Consider the following 19,335-nt stretch of genomic DNA (forward strand, 5'->3'; position numbering starts at 1 on the left):
CGCGTCTCACGCTGCCACCGGAGCCGGGCCAGAGGCATCAGTGACACGCACAGAGTTGGAGGTGCGAAACTGTGCTGGGGCACAGTTAGGCTCGCCTGATTCAGGACGCGAGCAGAGCCAGTCGCAGCAGCATCTGGTCGTCGCCGTCGTCGAGGCGACGGCCGGTCAGATCCTCGATCTGTTTGAGGCGGTAGACCACGGTGTTTCGGTGGCAGTGCAGCTGGGCCGCGGTCTCCGAGGTCGACCGGTTGTTGGCGAACCAACGCTCCAGGGTCTCCAGGAGCGACTCCTGCTTGTCGAGCGGGACCGTGAGCAGGTCACCCAGGGCGCGGGACCGGATCCGGTCCGCGATCGGACGGTTCGCGGCGACCAGCACCTGGGGAAGTCTCTCGGCCAGAGCGGCGACGCCTGGCTTGTCGGCCGGCAGGCTGGCCAGGACGAGCTCGGCCATCCGGAACTCGGTGAGTACGTCCGCAAGACCCACCGTCTCCTGGGAGACGCCGGCCCAGCCGTCGACGATCGATGAGAGACGAGCCACCAGCTGCGCGATGGTCGCCTGTCCCAGATCGACGAGTCCGATCTCGCGGTCCGCACGCAGGCGCCACTCGGACCGATATCCCGCGGCCGCCAGGGCAGCCCCTGGCGAAGGGGGAGGTCCAGCGGCCGAGGCGCGGTGCCGGATCACGACGACCGCGATCCGTACGTCGGAGGTCAGCTCCAGGATTCGCATCGCCTCCGCGGCGAAGCCCGGGTCTGCCGCGCGCCCCTCCAGCAGGCCGTCGAGGATCGCCTGCCTGCGCTCGATGTCACGTCGCTTGGCCTCGAGCTCTCGTGTCCTGTATTCGTCGGCGACAGCCGTCGACATCAGGTCGATCAGCTGCATGACCTGGACCGCACTGTCCAGGAGTTCGTCCAGCAGCTCCGGGGCGCGGGAGCGGGCCTCGTCGAGAAGCGCGGCCCAGAGCACCTCGGTGCCGAGGCGATAGGCGTGCAACAGCGACTCGAGCGGGAATCCGGCGTCCGCCCGGCGTCGCGCGGTGGTCTGGGCGGCGTCGAAGACGTCCACTCCCGGCGGTATCCGGTCGGCCAGTGACTGGAGGGAGCGCAGCATGTTGTCACGACAAGACCTCAGCAGCTCCTCCGCCGCGATCAGCTCCGTGGTCGCGTATCGCTCGTCCTTGGTGCGCAGCGTGTCTCGCAGCACCGTGCCCAGCTCCTCGGCCCGCGGCAGCAGGCGCTCCGCCAACGCGCGGGTGATCGCCGAAGGCTGGGGGACGGGCGACGATGATGAGTCTGCGGAGCGCTGGCGGGGCATGTGCTGGACGCTATCAACGCGGCACCCGGACGACCCGCGCTCGCTTGTGCGATGCGCACAGGGCCGTATGGCCGGGATCACAGCACCTCGGCAACCGTCGCCGACCTGGTCGGCCCACTTCCAGTGCGTGCCCTCGCAGGCGTTCTCGCGCGTGGTGTCGCGGGCCATCCAGCCCTGCTGCACGCGGCTCGGCCGGCGACGGAGTGGCTGAGGCCGGGACCTCCGACGGGACCGGCGTGGAAGGCTCGACATCGTCAGCCACCCGATGTCGCTGCGCGCACTTTCTCTGGGTCGAGCACCAGGTCGATGCTTACGATCTGGTCCTCGAGCACGGTGATGCCAGCGACCGCGATCGGTCCCGATCGGCTCTCCGCCACTATCCCGATCGCACCGTTGACCAACACCAGCCGGCACAGCGACGCGAAGCGCGGACCCTGTACGGCCGCCTGCCGGGCCACCTCCGCCGAGCCCTCGAGCAGTGCGGATGCGACGCCGCCGACGCCGCCGACGCTGCCGGCATCGATGCGGAAGACCGCCTCGGGATGCAGCAGGTCTACGAGGGCATCGAAGTCGCCGTCGCGGGCCGCGGCGAGGAACGCGGCTGCGACCTGACGCTGCTTGCCGAGATCGGGATCCGGCTGAGTATGTGCTTCGCGGACCTTGCGTCGGGCTCGGCTCGCCAGCTGCCGTGCGGCCACCGGAGTCCGGGCGAGCACCTGGGCGATCTCGTCGAACGGCACCCCGAACATGTCGTGTAGCACGAACGCCAGGCGTTCCGGCGGGCTGAGGGTGCCGAGTACGACGAGCAGCGCGAGACCTACAGAGTCGGCCAGGACGGCCTGGTCCTCAGGGCCCGCGGGTGCCGAGGATGAGGTGTCATAGTCGGTGACGATCGGCTCGGGCATCCGGACCCCGGCATACTCCTCTCGCCGGGCGTTCCGTGAACGGAGCATGTCGATGCAGATCCGTCCGACCACGGTCGTCAGCCAGCCCCGAAGATTCACGATCGCATCGGACTCGGAGCGTCCGAGCCGCAGCCATGCCTCCTGGATCGCATCGTCTGCTTCGGTCCCCGAGCCGAGCATCCGATAGGCCACCGACCGCAGGTGGGCCCGGTGCCGCTCGAACTCGTTCGCCTGCCAAGTCGCCGCGTCCATGTCTCACTCCTCGGTGGTCACCGTCGTCACCACATTGACGGATCGGGCCTGAATGTTGTGACCAGGTCGGTCCGGCGATCTGACCTGTCACATCGGACGCGTGCGATCCGACTTACTCACCAGAGTGCATGGACGGACCGTGCGCCACATCTGAATCACAGGAGCATCACCATGTTCGACACGATCGTCTGGATTGCGCAGGGGTTTCTCGCCCTCTTCTTCCTCTTCGCCGGCCTGCCGAAGACCATCGGCAAGGGAATCGACCGCTGGGTCGGCTTCGACCAGATCCCCCGGCGGATGACCCTCCTGATCGGGGTCTGCGAGGTCTGCGCCGCCATCGCCCTGATCGTGCCGCTGCTCGTCAACGTCCTCGAGTGGACCGTCCCGCTGGCGGCGCTCGGCATCGCAGCGATCTCGCTGATGGCGAGCGGCTTCCATCTGCGCATGGCGAGGGGCTTCCACCTGCGCGACCGCGAGTGGCTCTGCAGTCTCGAAACGGCGCTCTGGGCATCCCTTGCCGGGTCGATCGCCATCGCGCGGTGGCCCGAGATGTCCACGGCCCCGTCGGTCTCTCGGGATGTCCTGGTCCCAGCTGTCATCGTGCTCGTGCCCGCGATCATCATCAACCTGATCATCGTGACCCGCGCGACTCCTCCGACGGGACCGCCAGCACAGCACACCACCGCGCCGACTGCCGTGTGAACAACGGTGCCGTCGGAGGATCACATGAACCGCAGCACCGCCAACCGGGTGCCACGGGCGCCGACATCGTGCTCACCGCTGGAACGCTCCACGGGCGGCGAGGCGGGTGCCATGACGGCGCGAAGCGCCCAGGAACTTCGGGGACGCGCCACTAGCCCGCGTTCCGGTAGGCGGCCAGCGCCTGGTCGTACGCCTCCCACGCCCGCCAGGACTTCAGCGCCCGCTCTCCTTGCGGCTTGAGGCCGTCGATCTTGTGGTAGGACTCGCCGTCGGCGTACTTCGACTCTCGGCCTGCCACCAGCGAGAGCAGCATCGGGATCACGCTCTGGTCGGTCACGCTGATCGTGCCGACCTGGAAGGTCTGTCGCACCCACTCGGCCAGGCTCTCGGTGCCGTAGACGAGGACGACGGGCATCTGTGGCACCCGGTCGATGGCGTCGAGGATCGGGCCGAGCGCGTCGGGAACCCACTTCTCCTCCGCCGGCGCGGAGGGAGCCTTCGGGATGCTGGAGGTCGTGAACGCCCGTAGTGAACCGGTGACCGAACGGTGGCGTCCGGTGGTGGCCGGGATCTGCCCGGTCGGGATCTGTCCGGTCGAGATCTGTCCGGTCGAGATCTGTCCGGTCGGGGTCGATCCCGTCGAGGCGATGCTCCCGGTGGCCGGTCCGACCGGGCGGCCCGCGGGCAGCGGCGGTGGAGCGACCGAGTCAGTGACGGTGCCGGTCGGGACCGGGGGCGGTTTGGCGGTGAGATCCTGCGCGCGCTTGCTGTGTGTCGTGACCGTGCCGTCGGCAGCGAACCCGAACAGCGCGACCGAGAGCCGGTCGGCCCACCCGACCGCCTCCGGAGCGAAGCCGGCGCTGCTGAAGAGGGCCACCGTGTCGGCTTCGTACGCGACGGCTGCGCCGCGGAGTGCGCACACGCATCGTGCGTCCGCGGGGTTGGTCGTCAGCAGCACCTGGGCGACCACCCTGCTTCCGGGCGGGCCACCGATCACGTCGATGTCGGCGGCGTCGGTGCTCCCCGACGGGGCGGCGTCGGTCCAGCCGAGCGTGCGCAGGTGCTCGGCGGCGTACGCCTCGGCCTCTTCGCCCGTGCGTGGTTGCCTCGGTGTCAACGTACGTCCTTCCTCGATCCTCCACTCGGGCCTCCCTGCCCGATCGAGATTGGGGAGGATGATAGGCCCGATGCGTACGTCCCGTCCGCGGGGGTGGCGAATCGGGTCGCGATGTTCGCTGATGGCGGATCCAGCCACGGATGTCGGCGCTCGCCGTTACCGTGATGTGTATGAGGCGCCCTCACGAGAACGTCGCGACGGTCCTGGTCGACCCGCGCGTCCTGGGCGACATCGAGATCCAGCTGATGTCCCTCGACATGCCGCTGTGGCGGGTCTGCGCGGCGCCGATCGCCAAGGACGGGCAACGGCTCGCATTTCAGATCCGGCACAAGCTGCTGATGTCCAAGCGGGGGGAGTGGGACTGCGCGAAGGAGTGGGTCCCGGTCTGGATCGGGTTCGGATCGACCTGGGCCTTCCCTGGCGAGACCGTGCCGTGGCCGGCGCACAAGGCGCTGTGGACGTTGCTGGAGGGCTACGCCGACCAGGTCCGCTACAACAAGCGGCTCGGTGGCATTCCTAGGATCCCGAGGCTGCGGGAAGCCTGTTAGGTGCCTCCTCCGGGCGCCGCTCGATCTGCTTCCAGGTCGGGTCGATCGCGGGGAACATCGTGACCGCGAAGTAGGCGATCCCGCAGGCCACGAGGGCCGTGGTGAGGCCGAACGCGGAGACCAGGCCGCCGCCGAGAAGTCCGCCGAGCGGCATCAGGCCCCAGGCGAAGGCCGAGATCAGCGACATCACCCGGCCCAGGACGTGCGCGGGGATCCGTTCGAACTGGATCGCCCCGAGGATCGGGTTGAGGAACCCGCTGGCGCAACCGCCGATCGCGAACACCACGAACACGACCCACAGCGGTGCGCCGAAGGCGATCGCCAGGAACCTCGGGATCCCGGTGACGAGGAAGCAGATCAGGTACGTCGGGTAGCGGCGCATCCGGTCACCGATCGCCGCCGCGACGGCTGATCCGGCCGCGGCGAACCCTGTGAAGGTGGCGAACAGGAGCCCGAGCGTCTCGGGGCCGGTGTGCTGCTGTGCCCACACGGGCATCAGCACGCTGCTCCACGCGAGGTCGATCAGGTTGGTCAGCGCGACCATGAACGCGATCCCCAGGAGCACCCGGTCACGGCGGAGGAAGTGCCAACCCTCGGCGAGCTGGGTGCGGTAGGAGGCGGAACCGGTTTGCCCGGTCTGCCCGGTCTCCGTGGCCTGCTCTGTCTGCCCGGCTCGGCCGGGTTGCTCGGGCTGTCGGAGGCGGGAGAGGCCAGCGGTCGTCGTGGCGAGCAGCAGCGCGCCGACGGCGAACGAGGCGGCGTCGATCACGATCGCGTTGGTCGCCCCGACCAGACCGATCAGCAGCCCGGCTGCTGCCGCGCCCAGCATCGAGGCGGTGCGCTCCACGAACGAGTGCAGACCCGTGGCCCGCTCCGTCGGTACGCCCGCCGCCTCGACCAGCTGCGGGATCATCGCCACCTTCGCCGAGTCGCTGGGGCCGCGAAGCGCTCCGGCGAGGGCGACGAGGGCGAGCAGGATCGGGAACTGCAGCAGGCCCGCGGCGTACAGAACGGGGATCAGGCCGACGACGAGGGCCGAGGCCAGGTCGCACGTGATCGCCACGCGCCGCGGCCCGATGCGGTCGATCAGCGGACCGCCGAAGATCTTGCTGAGCACCAGCGGCGCCAGCTCGAAGAGTGCGATCAGACCGGTCTTGGTGGGGCTGCCGGTCGTCTCGAGGACGAACCACGGGATGGCCAGCATCGAGACCCGGGTGCCGACCAGGGAGACGGTCTCGGCCGCGAGCCAGCCGTAGAGGGGGAGCCGCATCGCTCAGTCCGCCTCGGGATCTCTACCGAGATGACCCGGCTCGGGGAAGGCGTTGAGCTGGAAGGAGAACGGCTCGCCCTCGGGGTCGTCCTCGAGCTCGTTGAGCATGTCCATGATGTGATCTCGCACCTCGGTCGCCTTCGCCGGCGTGAGGCGTGGGATCCAGTCGCTGTACGTCGTCGTATCGCGCCACTCGTCGGGCAGCATGGCGCGCTCCTCGATCGAACGCTGCAGGCGCTCCGCGTAGTTGGTCACCACCACCTGGAGGTAGGCGTCGAACGTCTCGCGTGCCTCCTCGTTGTCGGGGAGGGTGTCGCTGTCGGTCCGGGTCATCTGGTGGGCTGCCTTCCACCAGCGCTCACGGCCGTTGCCGCGCTCCGGGTCGTCGACGATGAACCCGTGCTGGGCCAGGTGCCTGAGGTGGTAGGAGGTCGCGCCGCTGTTGATGCCGAGCCTGGCCGCCAACATCGTCGCCGTCGATGGGCCGTCGACGCGCAGGATGCCGAGCATGCGGGTGCGGGCGGGGTGGGTGAGCGCCTTCAGCTGGTCCAGGCTGGGGATGATCGTCGGCTCGTACATTCCTTTACTGTAAACCGCAAAGAGACATTTGCAAATGGTTATTTGCGGTCTGAGGAATCGAAGTAACCTGCTGAACAAACCTCGAATAGCGCAGTTAGGCTGTCCGGGTGACGACAGCCGCCGTGCCGCCCGAACCGACCCCCACCGTGGCGATCATCGGGGGAGGAGCGAGCGGCACGCTGACCGCCATCAACCTGCTTCGTCGGGGTGCGTCGGTGAAGGTGTTCGAGTCGCGGGGAGAGGCGGGCTACGGGGTGGCCTACTCGACCACCGACAGCCGTCATCTCCTCAACGTTCGGGCCAACAACATGTCGGGCTTCCCGGACGACCGCGACGACCTGCTCGACTGGGCTGCCGAGGCCGGCATCGAGCTCGGGCCGATCGACTTCCTGCCCCGGCGTGACTACTCGCGCTATCTCCGCGACCGGCTCGCTCAGGCCGCTGCGGCCGGCCCCGGGACGCTGAAGACGGTCGGCGAGACGGTCATCGACGTCGAGCCGGCCGGTGCCGGTTTCCGGGTGCTGACCAGCGACGATGATGAAGGGCATGCCACGGACGCGGTCGTCCTCGCCTACGGCAACCCGCCGCCCCAACCGCTGGCCGGACTGCCCGAGGCGACCTGGAACCTGCCGGACCCCTGGGATGTGGCCCGGATCAGCGCACTGCCGGACGACGCGACCGTGCTCGTCGTCGGCACCGGCCTGACCGCCGTGGACACGACGGTCACGCTCCTCGACGACTCCCCGGATCGCCGGGTGATCATGGTGAGCCGCCACGGCCTGGTTCCGAATCCCCACGTCGACGACCAGTTCACCTCCTGGGTGACCCCGATCCCCGACGGCCCCCTGACCGCCGACGGCATCGCCGGCCTCGTACGTGACCAGATCGAGCACGCTGCCGGTCTCGGCGTCGACTGGCGTGCCGTCATCGACGGCCTCCGCGGCCCGACCCAGTCGATCTGGCGTCGCCTGCCCGAGCCGGAGCGCCGGCGCTTCCGCGAGGTCTACGCCCGCGGGTGGGAGGTACGCCGCCACCGCATGGCACCGCGCATCGCCGCCCTCCTCGACACCTACCGCGCCGAGGGTCGCCTGGAGATCCTCGGTGGCGGCGTGCTCGGCTGCCAGGTGACGCCTGCCGAGGACGGTGGCGTGCACCCTCGCGTAGCTCTGGCCGACGGCGAGCGCCAGGTCACCGCGGTGATCAACTGCACCGGACCCTCACCCGACATCACCCGCACCGACAACCCGCTCCTGCTCGCGCTCCAGAAGCGCGGCCTGATCGCCCCCGACCCCCTCCGCCTCGGCATCGACGTCACCGAGGACGGTCACGTCATCGGAACGGACGGCAGTGTCGTGCCCAATCTTCTGACCGTCGGCCCACCCTGCAAAGGCGCCCTCTACGAGGCCACCGCCATCCCCGAGATCCGCGCCCAGGCCTCCGCCGTAGCCGCCCATCTCACCCCCGCCGAATAGTCACTTCTGCAGGCCGAGAGGTCACCTCTGCAGGCCGAGAAGTCACACCGGTGACTCCTCGGCCTGCAGAACTGACTATTCGGCCTGCAAAGGTGACTTCTCGGCCTGCGCGGGTGACTTCTCGGCAGGTCAGCCGAGGTTGAGCGCCTGGTCCGTACGCGCGAAGGTGTCGGCGGCGAGCTCGGGATCGGCGCTCATCTCGGCGCCGGTGGCCGGGATCATGGTCTTGAGCTGCGGCTGCCAGGAGTCCCAGCGGTCCGGGAAGCAGCGGCGCAGGACGTTGATCATGATCCCCGGGGCGGTCGAGGCGCCCGGCGAGGCACCCAGGAGACCGGCGATGGTGCCGTCCTCGGCGGTGATGACCTCGGTGCCGAACTGCAGTACGCCGTCGGGGCGGATGACCTGCACCCGCTGACCGGCGATGATCCGGTCCCAGTCCTTGCGGTCGGCGGCCGGGAAGAAGTCCAGGAGGTCGTCGAACTTCTTGCGCGGCGAGCGCAGCAGCTCCTTGACCAGGTAGACGGTGAGGTCCATGTTGGTCAGTCCGGCCCGCAGCATCGGCAGCAGGTTGTTGGGCCTGATCGAGAGGAACAGGTCGGTGAGCGACCCCGTCTTGAGGAAGCGCGGGCTCCACCCGGCGTACGGGCCGAACATCAGATGCGCGTCGCCGTCGACGTAACGGGTGTCGAGGTGAGGCACCGACATCGGCGGAGCACCGACGGCGGCCTTGCCGTATGCCTTGGCCTTGTGCTGGGTGACGAGCTCCGGCTTGGACGTACGCAGGAACTCACCGGAGATCGGGAAGCCACCGAAGCCGCGGATCTCGCGGATCGCGGCCTTCTGCAGCAGCGGCAGCGCATAGCCACCGGCGCCGACGAACACGAACCGCGAGCGCAGGTGGTACTTCCCGGACGCGTTGTGACCGTAGACATGCCAGAAGCCGTCCATGGTCTGGTGCAGGTCGGTGACGTCGGAGGAGGTCTCCAGATCGGCGCCCTTGTCCACCAGAGTGCGGGTCAGGATCGAGGTGAGCGAGCCGAAGTCCACGTCGGTGCCGGCGTTGGTCCAGGTGGCCGCGACCGGCTCGTCGGCGAGCGACTTGGCCGAACGGCCCTCGAGCAGCAGCGGGGCCCAGCCCTTGATGACCTCGGTGTCCTCGCTGAACTCCATCCCCTGGAACAGCGGGTGGACACTGAGCGCCTCGTAGCGCTTACGCAGGTAGTCGACGTTCTTCTCGCCCCACACGAAGGACATGTGCGGCACCGTGTGGATGAACTTGTCGGGGTCCGGGATGCGGCCGTTCTCGACCAGGAAGGACCACAACTGGCGGGAGAGCTGGAACTGCTCGTTGACGCCGACAGCCTTGGAGATGTCGACCGAACCGTCGGCCGTCTGCGGGCTGTAGTTGAGCTCGCACAGCGCGGAGTGGCCGGTGCCGGCGTTGTTCCATGGGCCTGAGGACTCCACGGCGAGCGAGTCGAGCCGCTCGATCATCTTGATGGACCAGCTGGGCTCGAGCTCCTGGAGGAGCACGCCCAGGGTGGCGCTCATGATGCCGCCGCCGATGAGCACTACGTCAAGAGGTTCGTCCACAGGTCTTTTGTCTCGCTTTTGGGTCCGCAATGGTTAATCGGGGTCCTTAGAACGGTCAAACTTGTGGGGCAATTCACTGCTTTCGCCCCGAGCTCCGCCAAGGATTCCGTCCCTCCAGTGTGGCGCACCGCGAAGACCGACGACAGGGCAGGGGCTGCGCTGGCGTACGTTTCCATCTGTGCCACGCCTCTCTGACTCCCACCGTGCCTGGATCATCGATGCCGTACGCCGTGTGGAGGCCGACGCGCAGCGCTCGGCCGACACCCACCTCCATGTCGTCCCCCTTCCGGCCAGCGCCGGGATCGATCTGTACCTCAAGGACGAGTCAAGTCATCCCACCGGCTCGCTGAAGCACCGCCTGGCCCGGTCGCTGTTCCTCTACGCGGTCTGCAACGGCTGGCTGCACGAGGGCTCGACGGTCGTGGAGGCCTCGTCGGGGTCCACGGCGGTCTCCGAGGCCTACTTCGCCGGGCTCCTCGGGCTGCCGTTCGTCGCGGTGATGCCGCGCTCGACGTCGCAGGAGAAGGTCGCGCTGATCGAGTGGTACGGCGGCACCTGCCACTTCGTCGACAAGGCTCCGGACATGTACGCCGAGGCCGAGCGCCTCGCCCGTGAGTGCGGCGGCCACTACATGGACCAGTTCACCTACGCCGAGCGGGCCACCGACTGGCGGGGCAACAACAACATCGCCGAGTCGATCTTCGACCAGATGTCGGCCGAGCAGCACCCGGTGCCGACCTGGATCGTCGTCTCGGCCGGCACCGGGGGCACCTCGGCGACGATCGGTCGCTACCTCCACTACCGCCGCCACCCCACCAAGCTGCTGGTCGCAGACCCGGAGAACTCCGCGTTCTACGGAGGCTGGGAGACCGACACCTCCGACTACGCCACCGGGATGCCGTCCCGCATCGAAGGCATCGGCCGGCCGCGGGTCGAGCCGTCGTTCGTCGGCGGGGTCGTCGACGACATGGTCCAGGTCCCCGATGCCGCCTCGATCGCGACGATGCGCTGGCTCACGGCGCGGATGGGCCGCTCGGTCGGCCCCTCCACGGGCACCAACGTGTGGGCCTCGCTGGGCGTCGTACGCGAGATGTCGGAGGCCGGAGACCGGGGCAGCGTCGTCTCGCTGCTGTGCGACTCCGGCGAGCGCTACGCCTCGTCCTACTACGACGACGCGTGGGTGAGCGAGAAGGGCATCGACCTGGCTCCGTACGCCTCGGCTCTCGCCGACTACGACCGCACCGGTGTCCTCGTCGACCCCTCCTGACGGGCCCAGGTCCGCAGCCCCAGGGTGATCAGCGCCCACACGCCGGCGACGATGACGATCTCGCTGAGGATGTAGAGCGGCCACGGACCGAGCAGGTCGAGCATCGAGCTCGACTCCGGCTTGTAACGGAGGTAGCCGTAGTTGGCGTCGAGGGCGAGATTGAGGACGTACGCAGCCACGGCCCAGGCCGCCGTGGTCGCGACCGCCCAGCCGTAGTCGCGCCAGCGCGGGAGCAGCTTGAGGCCGAAGACCAGGTAGACCGCGGCGAGCACGATCATCAGGTGCAGGCCCCAGTAGGTGAGGTAGCTGACCTCGGGGAAGTCCTTCACATCCGGCGTGAAGACTCCCTGCGTGGTCAGCGTGAGGCCCCAGAAGCAGGCCAGCGCGGTCGGGTAGGGACGGTGGGTCCACAGCGCGACCGCCGCCGCGACCCAGGCCAGATCGCACAGATGGATCGGCAGATCGATGAAGAGGTCGAAGTCGGTGACCCACTCGTGGGCCTGCAGCGGGATGGTCGTCAGCGGGATCGCTAGGGCGAAACCTCGAGAGAACCTGCTGGGCCCCTCGTACGTCCGCTGGCGCCTGCCCACCCAGATGACGGCCACGATCCCCAAGGTGAGCAGGGACAACGGCACCAGATGGGTCAGCCCGTAAGCCTGCATGCGGGAAGTCTGACCCAACGACGCGGCGGGTCGGCCGGCAAACTCGGAAAAATTCTTACGAACCCGCGTCATGGGGTCGCGGGTGGCCCGTTCCATCGGCGTGAAGGTCGTCCACTGGTGGGGGGTGGACGACCTTCCGACACCGGGGATTCACCGGCTCGGTGGCGGTCCCTCTGAATGCGCACCGCGGGGGTGGCGCGCAATCAGAGGGACGCCTCGGTTCTGGGGGCCGTTACGCCTTCACGCCCGTCACGGCGGTCGCGTAGAGCTCCTCGTCGTGCCGGATGTCCGCGGTGAGCCCCTGCTCCCGCATGAGGCTCGCGGTGACGGGCGCCTGCTCCTGGCCTGCCTCGATGATCAGCGTTCCTCCGGGCGCGAGGTGCTTCGGTGCCTGGGAGATCACGCGACGCTGGATGTCGAGCCCGTCGGCCCCGCCGTCCAGCGCCACGTGGTGCTCGTGGTCGCGTGCCTCCGGCGGCATGTCCGCGATCCGGCTCGTCGGGACGTACGGTGCGTTGGCCACGATCACGTCGAGGACGAGATCGTCGGGGAGCGGGTCGAAGAGGTCGCCGAGGCGCACCTGCGCCTGCGAGGAGAGGTTCCGTCGAGCGCACTCCACCGCGGCAGGGTCGATGTCCGTCGCCCAGACCTCGGCTCCTGGCACCTGTGCCGCGACGGCCGCGCCGAGGGCACCGGTTCCGCAGCAGAGGTCGAGAACCTTAGGGGCGTCGGTCTCCCGGAGAGTGGCCGCGACGATCTCGACCACCAAGGCCGAGCGCTGCCGGGGCACGAACACCCCCGGTGCGACCCGGATCCGGAGCCCGCAGAACTCGGCCCATCCCAGGATCAGCTCCAGCGGCTCGCCGGCCACGCGGCGTACGACCATGGCCTCTCGCTCCTCGGGCGAGACGGCCTCGGCCCGGAGCAGGGCCGCCTCCTCCTCGGCGAAGACACAGCCGGCGGCGCGCAGGCGCGCGATGAGCCCCGGATCGGGGGCTGGGTCACCGGAGGGGGAGCTCATTGGAGAAGATTGTCACGTGGATGCCCTGACTCCGATCGGTTTCATCGTCGCCGGCTACGCCGCGTTCGTGACGATCGCGGCCGCTGTCGGGGTCATGCTCAAGGCGCCCCGGCCACGGTGGCTGGACCAGATGGCGTGGATCTTGGAGATCCTGGCGGTCGTGCTCGCTCTGGGCGCGCTGGCGGGGTGGTCGGCGGGCCGCAAGCCGGAGTCGCTCCCGACATTCATGGGCTATCTCGGCGCGCTGGTGTGTCTGGTGCCGCTGGCGCTGCAGACGATGCGTGAGGACCGCTCGACCTGGTCCTCGGGCGTGATCGCGGCGGTGGCCCTGGCGACGGGCGTCGTGGCCGTACGCGTCATGATGGTGCGGTGAGCACCCCGCCGGCCAAGACCCGTTCCGGTCCACACCTGGTGCTGCTGACCGTCTACGCGATCTTCGTGCTCGCGGCGGGATCCCGATCGCTGGTGCAGGTCTTCACCCGGTTCGACGAGGCACCGATCGCCTACTCGCTCTCCGTGGTCGCCGCGGCGACGTACGTCGCGGGCTGGTTCGCGATCCGGCGGGCAGCCGCTGGGGCGACGGGGTTCGCCAAGATCATGCTGTGGCTCGAGCTGGCCGGGGTCGTGGTCGTCGGTGTCCTCTCCTTGGCGGTGCCGTCTTGGTTCCCGGATGACTCGGTATGGTCGAAGTTCGGGAGCGGATACGGTTTCGTTCCTGCCCTGTTGCCGATCCTGGGCCTGCTCTGGCTCTGGAAGCGCCCGACCTTCGGGTCGACCGAAGGAGACCGATGAGCCAGTCGACAGCAACCGCCATCTCGCCCGATTCGGGGGAGCACTGGTCGGCTCCGGGCGCCTGGACCGTCGCTGAAGGCATTCACCGGATCCCGCTGCCGCTGCCGATGGACGGGCTCAAGGCGGTCAACATCTACGTCCTCGAAGGCGCCGACGGGCTCTCGCTGGTCGACGGCGGCTGGGCGATCACCGAGGCGCGCGAGGCTCTCTCGGCCGGGCTGAAGAAGATCGGCTTCGAGTTCGGCGACATCCGGCGGTTCCTCGTCACCCATGTGCATCGCGACCACTACACGCTCGCCTCGGTGCTGGGCGAGGAGTACGGCGCGGAGGTGCTCCTCGGTGCCGGGGACCGGCCCACCCTCGAGCTCACCAACGGCGATCTCGACGGTTGGGTCTCCACGGATCGTCTGCTCGCCCACGCCGGTGCCCACGAGCTGGCCGCGGAGTGGGCCGCGAACCCGCCTCCCGCGCCGGACCTGTCGCACTGGCGGATGCCCGACGAGTGGCTCTCGGGTGACGTGCGGCTCTCCGTCGCCGGCCGCGACCTGGATGCCGTGCACACCCCTGGCCACACCCAGGGCCACTATGTGTACGCCGACCCGGCCGCCTCGATCCTCTTTGCCGGCGACCACGTACTGCCCACGATCACGCCTTCGATCGGCTTCGAGCCGGTGCCGGTCATCAACCCGCTGGGCGACTTCATGGCGTCGCTGACGAAGGTCCGTTCGATGCCCGACCTGCGGCTTCTGCCGGCTCACGGGCCGGTGGCCGCCTCGTCGCACGATCGGGTCGACGAGCTCCTGGCCCACCACGAGGACCGGCTCGCCCAGTGCCTGGCGTCGCTGCGGTCCGGCCGCCGTTCGGCGCTCGAGGTCGCCGGCGACCTCGGCTGGACCCGCCACGAACGCGCTCTCGCCTCCCTCGACTTCTTCAACGCCGGCCTCGCCGTGATGGAGACCAAGGCTCACCTCGAGCTCCTGGCCGCGCGCGGTCAGGCGACGCGTGAGGAGACCGAGTCGAGCGTCCTGTTCGCCCCGGTCGCGCCCGCCTGATCGATCAGCGGGTCAGCCGCATCGGGGTGTGCGGGATGCCGTCCTCGAGGAAGTCCTCGCCGTCCTTGACGAACCCGAACTTGGCATACCAGCCCGCCAGCGGCGACTGGGCGTCGAGGACGATGTCGCGATCGGTGACGGCCTCGACGGCGGCGGTCATGATCTTGTCGGCGAGCCCCTTCCCGCGGTGGGAGGAGGCGAGCGCGACCCGGCCGATCCGCCACACGTCGCCGTCGTCGAGGATCCGCGCGGTCCCGGCGACCCGGTCGCCCTCGCTCAGCACCACGTGGAGCGTGCCGGGCTCGAGGTCACGGCCGTCCAGGTCCGGATACGGGCAGTCCTGCTCGACGACGAAGATCTCCTGACGCAGCTGCCACAGGGCGTATGCGGTCTTGGGGTCGAGCTCGTCGAAGGACGAGATGTTCACGCTGGTCACGGAGGGAGTCTGACACGGAGGTGGTCCGGACAGGGTCGCTCGCCGGCGGTGGGCACAGGCGGCGATGTCGACGGACCGGTGCACCTGTAGTGTTGCTGGGTACAGACAGGGGAGGCTGAGAGGCCTGAGAGTGCGGACGACGTGAGCCGCAGACCCTCCGAACCTGCTCCGGTTGACACCGGCGAAGGGAGTCAGAAGTGCGCATGCGTACGCCTGCCATCACTGCCACCGCGCTGTCCGCGCTCGTGCTGTCGGCCTGTGGGAGCACTCCCGCGGAGCCGGACGCCGAGCCGTCGGGCAAATCTGACGACAAGTCCGTCGTGCTGCTGACCCACGACAGCTTCACGCTGCCCAAGGAGGTGCTGGCCGAGTTCAAGAAGAAGACCGGCTACACCGCCGAGATCCGGCACGCGGGTGACGGTGGCGAGCTGACCACCAAGATCGCCATGGACACCGGCAACCCCGACGGCGACGCGGTCTTCGGCGTCGACAACACCTTCGCCAGCCGGGCCATCGACGAGGGCGCACTGGAGGCCTACACGCCCTCGAAGGTGCCCGCGGGCGTCTCCGAGTTCGATCTGCCGGGCGACGAGGAGCACTTCCTCACCCCGGTCGACAACGGCAGCGTGTGCGTCAACATCGACACCGAGTGGTTCGCGGAGAAGAAGCTGGCGCCGCCCGAGTCGCTCGACGACCTGGCCGAGCCTGCGTACAAGGACCTTCTCGTGGCTCCGGGCGCGGCGACGTCGACGCCGGGGATGGCGTTCCTGCTGGCGACGATCGCGGAGTACGGCGAGGACGGCTGGGAGTCCTACTGGGGCAAGCTGATGGACAACGGCGCCAAGATCGTCGACGGCTGGGACCAGGCCTACTACTCCGACTTCACCCAGGGCGGCGGCAAGGGCGCGCGCCCGATCGTCGTCTCGTACGACTCCTCCCCGGCCTTCACGGTCAAGGACGGCAAGTCCACGACGAAGGCCCTGCTCGACACCTGCTTCCGGCAGGTCGAGTACGCCGGGGTCCTCAAGGGCGCCGACCACCCCGAAGGCGCCAAGGCGCTGATCGACTTCATGCTCTCCGACAGCGTGCAGGGGGCGCTGCCGGAGAGCATGTACGTCTTCCCCGTCTCCTCGAGCGTCAAGCTGCCGGCCGACTGGGCGAAGCACGCCGAGCAGCCGGCCGAGCCGCTCTCCGTCGACCCGGAGGAGATCGAGGACAACCGGGAGGCCTGGCTGGCGACGTGGAGTGACACGATCGCGCAGTGAGCCTCACCCGTCGCGCCGTGGTCCGGCGGATCGGGACCCTGGTCGCACTCGCCGCCCTCCCGGTGGCCGTGCTGGCGGTCTTCTTCGTACTGCCGGTCACCGGGATGGTGCAGCGCGGCTTCGTTGTTGACGAGGCCTTCGATCCTGCTGTCGTACTCCGCGTGCTCGAGCGCTCCGAGATCCAGCGGGCGCTCTGGTTCACGCTGTGGTCCTCGGGGCTGGCGACAGTCTTGAGCGTCGCGCTCGGGCTGCCGGCGGCGTTCGCCCTCCACCGGCTGAGCTTTCCGCTGCAGCGGGTCATCCGGGCGGGGCTGCTGGTGCCGTTCGTGCTCCCAACCGTCGTCGTCGGGGTCGCCTTCCGTGAGCTCATCGGCGAGGCGGGTCTGTTGGCCTTCCTCGGGCTCGACGCGACGCCGACCGCGATCATCCTCGGGCTGGTCTTCTTCAACGCCTCGGTGGTGATCAGGGCGGTCGGGGCGGCCTGGGAGTCGCTCGACCCGCGGCCGGGTGAGGCCGCTGCCGCTCTGGGGGCTTCCCCGTCGCGGGTGTTCGTGACGATCACGCTGCCCGCGCTGCGCCCTTCGATAGTGTCGGCCGCCTCGGTGGTCTTCCTGTTCTGTGCCACCGCGTTCGGGATCGTGCTCACCCTCGGCGGGGTGCGCTACAACAGCATCGAGACCGAGATCTACAAGCTGACCTTCACGCTGTTCGACCTGCCCGGGGCCGCGGTGCTGTCGGTGCTCCAGCTGGTGGTGGTCGTCGGGCTGCTGGTCGTGGCCGGCCGACTTCGGGCGGTGCCCGATCCGGCGCAGTCTCGGGTCGTCGTACGCCGCCGCCGGCCGTCGCCGCGCGACATCCCGGTCCTGTTGTCGACGGCGGTGCTGGTCCTGTTGGTCGCCGGGCCGCTGCTGGCGCTGCTGCTCGGGTCGCTGCGGGTGGAGGACAGCTGGAGCCTGGCGAACTACGTCGCGCTGCAGACGCCCGGGTTCGACCCGCCGCTGCCGGTGCCGGTCACCACGGCGCTCTTCACGTCCCTGGCGGTCGCGGTGCAGGCCTCCTCGATCGCGCTGGTGCTCGGCCTGCTGGTCGCCTTCGCGGTGACCCGGCGCTCTCGTTCGGCGGCGGAGCGGCGGGTGCGCGCGGTGCTGGACGGACTCTTCATGGTGCCCCTCGGTGTCAGTGCCGTCACGCTGGGGCTCGGGCTGTATCTGACTCTCGGGTCGCCCCCGCTGGATCTGCGAGACGAGCCCTGGCTGGTACCCCTGGCCCAGGCGCTGGTCGCGCTGCCCCTGGTGGTCCGGACGCTGGTTCCCGTGCTGGGTTCCGTCGACGACCGGCAGCGGCAGGCCGCCGCCGGCCTCGGGGCCGGGCCGCTGCGTACGATCATGACTGTCGACGTACCCGCCATCTGGAAGCCGCTGCTCGCCTCCTCGGGCTTCGCCTTCGCAGCCTCCCTGGGAGAGTTCGGCGCCACCTCCTTCCTCGTGCGGGAGGAGCGCCCGACCCTCCCGGTCGTCATCCTCCGCCTCCTCTCCCGCCCCGGCTCGGACAACTACGGCATGGCCCTCGCCGCCGCCTGCGTCCTCGCCCTCGCCACCGCCGTCGTGATGCTCCTCGTCGAGCGTCTCCGCGTACCTTCGATCGGAGCACTGTGAACCCCGCCCGCCGAAACGTCACCTCTGCAGGCCGAGAAGTCACGTGTGCAGGCCGAAGAGTCACAAGCGCAGGCCGAAAGGTCAGTTGTGCAGGCCGAGAAGTCACTCGTGCAGGCCGAAAGGTCAGTTCTGCAGATCGAGAACGGGATCTCGTTCTGCAGAGCTGACGCTTCGGCCTGCATAGCTGACGCCTCGGCCTGCAGGATTGACCTCTCGGCCTGCAGAGCTGACGCTTCGGCCTGCAGAGCTGATGCTTCGGCCTGCAGAGCTGACGCTTCGGCCTGCAGGATTGACCTATCGGGGAGGAGGGATTGATGCTGTCGCTGCGTGAGGTGTCGGTGGCGTACGACGGGAAGCCGGCGATCGAGGACGTCAGTCTGGAGTTGGCGGACGGGCAGGTGCTGGCGCTGCTCGGGCCGTCGGGGTCGGGGAAGTCGACGCTGCTGAGAGCCGTGGCCGGGCTCGAGGCGGCGGATGGCGGGATCGAGTGGGACGGGCGGTCGCTGCGCGGGGTGCCGACGCACAAGCGCGGGTTCGCGCTGATGTTCCAGGACGGTCAGCTGTTCGCTCATCTCACCGTCGCGAACAACGTCGCCTACGCGATGCGGCTGCGGCGCGTGTCCTCCGTCGACCGCACGAAAAGGGTCGCTGACCTGCTGGATCTCGTCGGGTTGGGCGGCTACCAGGACAGACTCCCGGGCACCCTCAGCGGCGGCGAGCGGCAGCGGGTGGCACTGGCCCGATCACTCGCGGTCGAGCCGCGGCTGCTGCTCCTGGACGAGCCGCTCTCCGCACTGGACGCGGGGCTGAGGGAGCGGCTCGCGGGCGACCTGCGACGGATCCTGCACGAGGCCGGCACCACCGCGCTGATGGTCACCCACGACCAGGAGGAGGCCTTCGCCGTGTCCGACCGGATCGCGCTGCTGCGAGAAGGCCGGCTGGTGCAGGAGGGGACGCTCCAGGACGTATGGGCGAGGCCGACCGACGCCTGGGCCGCCCTGTTCCTGGGGTACGCCCGGGTGCTCGAGGGCGCCGCGGCCCGGACCGTCCTGAACGCCGCCGGGATGACACCGGCCGAGGAGGTCGCGCTCCGGTGGTCGGCCTTCGTCGCCGACCCATCCGGACCGCTCACCGGCACCGTGGTCTCGGCCAGGGCTACGCCGGAACAGCTCCGGCTCGTCGTACGTCTTCCGGGGGTGGGCGAGGTGGACGCGGTGGCCGACGAAGCGCCCGCGCCGGGGGATTCGGTCGGACTCCGAGTCGAGCCGAACCGGCTGGCCATCCCGAAATCGACAGTCCCCGAATCGGCGGTCCACCCGTAGGCCACTTAGAATTAGCGGCTATGTATCGACGCGCTCAGATCCTCCTCGTCGGAAGCGCGCTGATCTTCGGCCTGATCGCAGTCGTGACCGCGCAGATCGTCGACAAGCGC

19 protein-coding genes and 1 riboswitch are annotated in these 19,335 nt (G+C 69.2%); of the genes, 10 read left to right on the forward strand and 9 right to left on the reverse strand.

What is annotated here, in order from left to right:
* Positions 1–100: 100 nt before the first annotated feature.
* Together ACRDPS_RS12655 and sigJ are read right to left on the reverse strand one after the other, a co-directional pair.
* Positions 101–1,315: a PucR family transcriptional regulator gene (locus ACRDPS_RS12655; protein ID WP_431501994.1), complete on the reverse strand. Its 1,215-nt coding sequence runs from the start codon at positions 1,313–1,315 to the stop codon at positions 101–103.
* 254 nt (positions 1,316–1,569) lie between these two features.
* Complete coding sequence (sigJ, locus tag ACRDPS_RS12660) at positions 1,570–2,472, reverse strand: RNA polymerase sigma factor SigJ (protein ID WP_431501995.1); 903 nt, start codon at positions 2,470–2,472, stop codon at positions 1,570–1,572.
* A 171-nt stretch (positions 2,473–2,643) separates the two neighbouring features.
* Between sigJ and ACRDPS_RS12665 the strand changes: the two genes are divergently transcribed.
* Entirely contained in the window at positions 2,644–3,174 is a 531-nt protein-coding gene (locus tag ACRDPS_RS12665; RefSeq protein ID WP_431501996.1) for a DoxX family protein, read from the forward strand.
* A 151-nt stretch (positions 3,175–3,325) separates the two neighbouring features.
* On the opposite strand, the gene ACRDPS_RS12670 is transcribed toward ACRDPS_RS12665, so the two are convergent.
* Complete coding sequence (locus ACRDPS_RS12670) at positions 3,326–4,291, reverse strand: restriction endonuclease (protein WP_431501997.1); 966 nt, start codon at positions 4,289–4,291, stop codon at positions 3,326–3,328.
* A gap of 170 nt (positions 4,292–4,461) precedes the next feature.
* On the opposite strand from ACRDPS_RS12670, the gene ACRDPS_RS12675 reads away from it, so the two are divergent.
* On the forward strand, positions 4,462–4,839 hold the full coding sequence (locus tag ACRDPS_RS12675) for a hypothetical protein (RefSeq protein ID WP_431501998.1): 378 nt from the start codon (positions 4,462–4,464) through the stop codon (positions 4,837–4,839).
* Here the strand turns inward: ACRDPS_RS12675 and ACRDPS_RS12680 are convergent.
* Positions 4,808–6,109, reverse strand: a complete 1,302-nt coding sequence (locus ACRDPS_RS12680; protein ID WP_431501999.1) for an MFS transporter — start codon at positions 6,107–6,109, stop codon at positions 4,808–4,810. The two genes, ACRDPS_RS12675 and ACRDPS_RS12680, sit on opposite strands and share 32 nt — an antisense overlap.
* A 3-nt stretch (positions 6,110–6,112) precedes the next feature.
* Positions 6,113–6,688 (reverse strand): ArsR/SmtB family transcription factor, encoded by a 576-nt coding sequence (locus ACRDPS_RS12685; protein ID WP_431502000.1) that lies wholly within the window; start codon positions 6,686–6,688, stop codon positions 6,113–6,115.
* Between the two features lie 107 nt (positions 6,689–6,795).
* Between ACRDPS_RS12685 and ACRDPS_RS12690 the strand changes: the two genes are divergently transcribed.
* Positions 6,796–8,160, forward strand: a complete 1,365-nt coding sequence (locus tag ACRDPS_RS12690) for an FAD/NAD(P)-binding protein (protein ID WP_431502001.1) — start codon at positions 6,796–6,798, stop codon at positions 8,158–8,160.
* 129 nt (positions 8,161–8,289) lie between these two features.
* Here ACRDPS_RS12690 and mqo read toward each other — a convergent pair whose 3' ends face one another.
* On the reverse strand, positions 8,290–9,753 hold the full coding sequence (gene mqo, locus ACRDPS_RS12695) for a malate dehydrogenase (quinone) (protein ID WP_431502002.1): 1,464 nt from the start codon (positions 9,751–9,753) through the stop codon (positions 8,290–8,292).
* Between the two features lie 178 nt (positions 9,754–9,931).
* On the opposite strand from mqo, the gene ACRDPS_RS12700 reads away from it, so the two are divergent.
* Entirely contained in the window at positions 9,932–11,020 is a 1,089-nt protein-coding gene (locus ACRDPS_RS12700; RefSeq protein WP_431502003.1) for a PLP-dependent cysteine synthase family protein, read from the forward strand.
* Here the strand turns inward: ACRDPS_RS12700 and ACRDPS_RS12705 are convergent.
* Together ACRDPS_RS12705 and ACRDPS_RS12710 are read right to left on the reverse strand one after the other, a co-directional pair.
* Complete coding sequence (locus ACRDPS_RS12705) at positions 10,984–11,682, reverse strand: TIGR02206 family membrane protein (RefSeq protein ID WP_431502004.1); 699 nt, start codon at positions 11,680–11,682, stop codon at positions 10,984–10,986. The genes ACRDPS_RS12700 and ACRDPS_RS12705 overlap by 37 nt on opposite strands.
* A 232-nt stretch (positions 11,683–11,914) precedes the next feature.
* On the reverse strand, positions 11,915–12,703 hold the full coding sequence (locus tag ACRDPS_RS12710) for a putative protein N(5)-glutamine methyltransferase (protein ID WP_431502005.1): 789 nt from the start codon (positions 12,701–12,703) through the stop codon (positions 11,915–11,917).
* Between the two features lie 16 nt (positions 12,704–12,719).
* On the opposite strand from ACRDPS_RS12710, the gene ACRDPS_RS12715 reads away from it, so the two are divergent.
* The 3 genes from ACRDPS_RS12715 to ACRDPS_RS12725 are packed head-to-tail and all read left to right on the forward strand — an operon-like array spanning position 12,720 to position 14,547.
* On the forward strand, positions 12,720–13,076 hold the full coding sequence (locus tag ACRDPS_RS12715) for a hypothetical protein (RefSeq protein ID WP_431502006.1): 357 nt from the start codon (positions 12,720–12,722) through the stop codon (positions 13,074–13,076).
* On the forward strand, positions 13,073–13,495 hold the full coding sequence (locus ACRDPS_RS12720; RefSeq protein WP_431502007.1) for a hypothetical protein: 423 nt from the start codon (positions 13,073–13,075) through the stop codon (positions 13,493–13,495). The genes ACRDPS_RS12715 and ACRDPS_RS12720 overlap by 4 nt, the downstream gene beginning before the upstream one ends.
* Complete coding sequence (locus ACRDPS_RS12725; RefSeq protein WP_431502008.1) at positions 13,492–14,547, forward strand: MBL fold metallo-hydrolase; 1,056 nt, start codon at positions 13,492–13,494, stop codon at positions 14,545–14,547. The genes ACRDPS_RS12720 and ACRDPS_RS12725 overlap by 4 nt, the downstream gene beginning before the upstream one ends.
* Before the next feature lie 4 nt (positions 14,548–14,551).
* Here the strand turns inward: ACRDPS_RS12725 and ACRDPS_RS12730 are convergent, their stop codons facing one another.
* Positions 14,552–14,983: a GNAT family N-acetyltransferase gene (locus tag ACRDPS_RS12730; protein ID WP_431502009.1), complete on the reverse strand. Its 432-nt coding sequence runs from the start codon at positions 14,981–14,983 to the stop codon at positions 14,552–14,554.
* A gap of 97 nt (positions 14,984–15,080) precedes the next feature.
* A riboswitch (TPP riboswitch) is annotated at positions 15,081–15,190 on the forward strand.
* On the opposite strand from ACRDPS_RS12730, the gene ACRDPS_RS12735 reads away from it, so the two are divergent.
* The 3 genes from ACRDPS_RS12735 (at position 15,187) to ACRDPS_RS12745 (ending at position 19,225) form a co-directional block, all read left to right on the forward strand.
* A complete protein-coding gene (locus tag ACRDPS_RS12735; RefSeq protein ID WP_431502010.1) occupies positions 15,187–16,248 on the forward strand; it encodes a thiamine ABC transporter substrate-binding protein in 1,062 nt (353 codons plus the stop codon). It overlaps the preceding riboswitch by 4 nt.
* Positions 16,245–17,903: an ABC transporter permease gene (locus tag ACRDPS_RS12740; RefSeq protein WP_431502011.1), complete on the forward strand. Its 1,659-nt coding sequence runs from the start codon at positions 16,245–16,247 to the stop codon at positions 17,901–17,903. The genes ACRDPS_RS12735 and ACRDPS_RS12740 overlap by 4 nt, the downstream gene beginning before the upstream one ends.
* Positions 17,904–18,217: 314 nt before the next feature.
* Positions 18,218–19,225, forward strand: coding sequence for an ABC transporter ATP-binding protein (locus ACRDPS_RS12745; RefSeq protein WP_431502012.1), 1,008 nt, complete (start codon positions 18,218–18,220; stop codon positions 19,223–19,225).
* Positions 19,226–19,335: the final 110 nt, after the last annotated feature.

Source organism: Nocardioides sp., assembly GCF_050699375.1.
Classification (GTDB): domain Bacteria; phylum Actinomycetota; class Actinomycetes; order Propionibacteriales; family Nocardioidaceae; genus Nocardioides.

Excerpts from the sequence above, each read along its gene's own strand:
- ACRDPS_RS12725 (WP_431502008.1), top strand. The coding sequence starts at position 13,492 with ATGAGCCAGTCGACAGCAACCGCCATCTCGCCCGATTCGGGGGAGCAC.
- ACRDPS_RS12735 (WP_431502010.1), top strand. The coding sequence starts at position 15,187 with ATGCGTACGCCTGCCATCACTGCCACCGCGCTGTCCGCGCTCGTGCTG.
- ACRDPS_RS12705 (WP_431502004.1), bottom strand. The coding sequence starts at position 11,682 with ATGCAGGCTTACGGGCTGACCCATCTGGTGCCGTTGTCCCTGCTCACC.
- ACRDPS_RS12745 (WP_431502012.1), top strand. The coding sequence starts at position 18,218 with ATGCTGTCGCTGCGTGAGGTGTCGGTGGCGTACGACGGGAAGCCGGCG.
- ACRDPS_RS12675 (WP_431501998.1), top strand. The coding sequence starts at position 4,462 with ATGAGGCGCCCTCACGAGAACGTCGCGACGGTCCTGGTCGACCCGCGC.
- ACRDPS_RS12680 (WP_431501999.1), bottom strand. The coding sequence starts at position 6,109 with ATGCGGCTCCCCCTCTACGGCTGGCTCGCGGCCGAGACCGTCTCCCTG.
- ACRDPS_RS12665 (WP_431501996.1), top strand. The coding sequence starts at position 2,644 with ATGTTCGACACGATCGTCTGGATTGCGCAGGGGTTTCTCGCCCTCTTC.
- ACRDPS_RS12655 (WP_431501994.1), bottom strand. The coding sequence starts at position 1,315 with ATGCCCCGCCAGCGCTCCGCAGACTCATCATCGTCGCCCGTCCCCCAG.
- ACRDPS_RS12685 (WP_431502000.1), bottom strand. The coding sequence starts at position 6,688 with ATGTACGAGCCGACGATCATCCCCAGCCTGGACCAGCTGAAGGCGCTC.
- ACRDPS_RS12710 (WP_431502005.1), bottom strand. The coding sequence starts at position 12,703 with ATGAGCTCCCCCTCCGGTGACCCAGCCCCCGATCCGGGGCTCATCGCG.
- sigJ (WP_431501995.1), bottom strand. The coding sequence starts at position 2,472 with ATGGACGCGGCGACTTGGCAGGCGAACGAGTTCGAGCGGCACCGGGCC.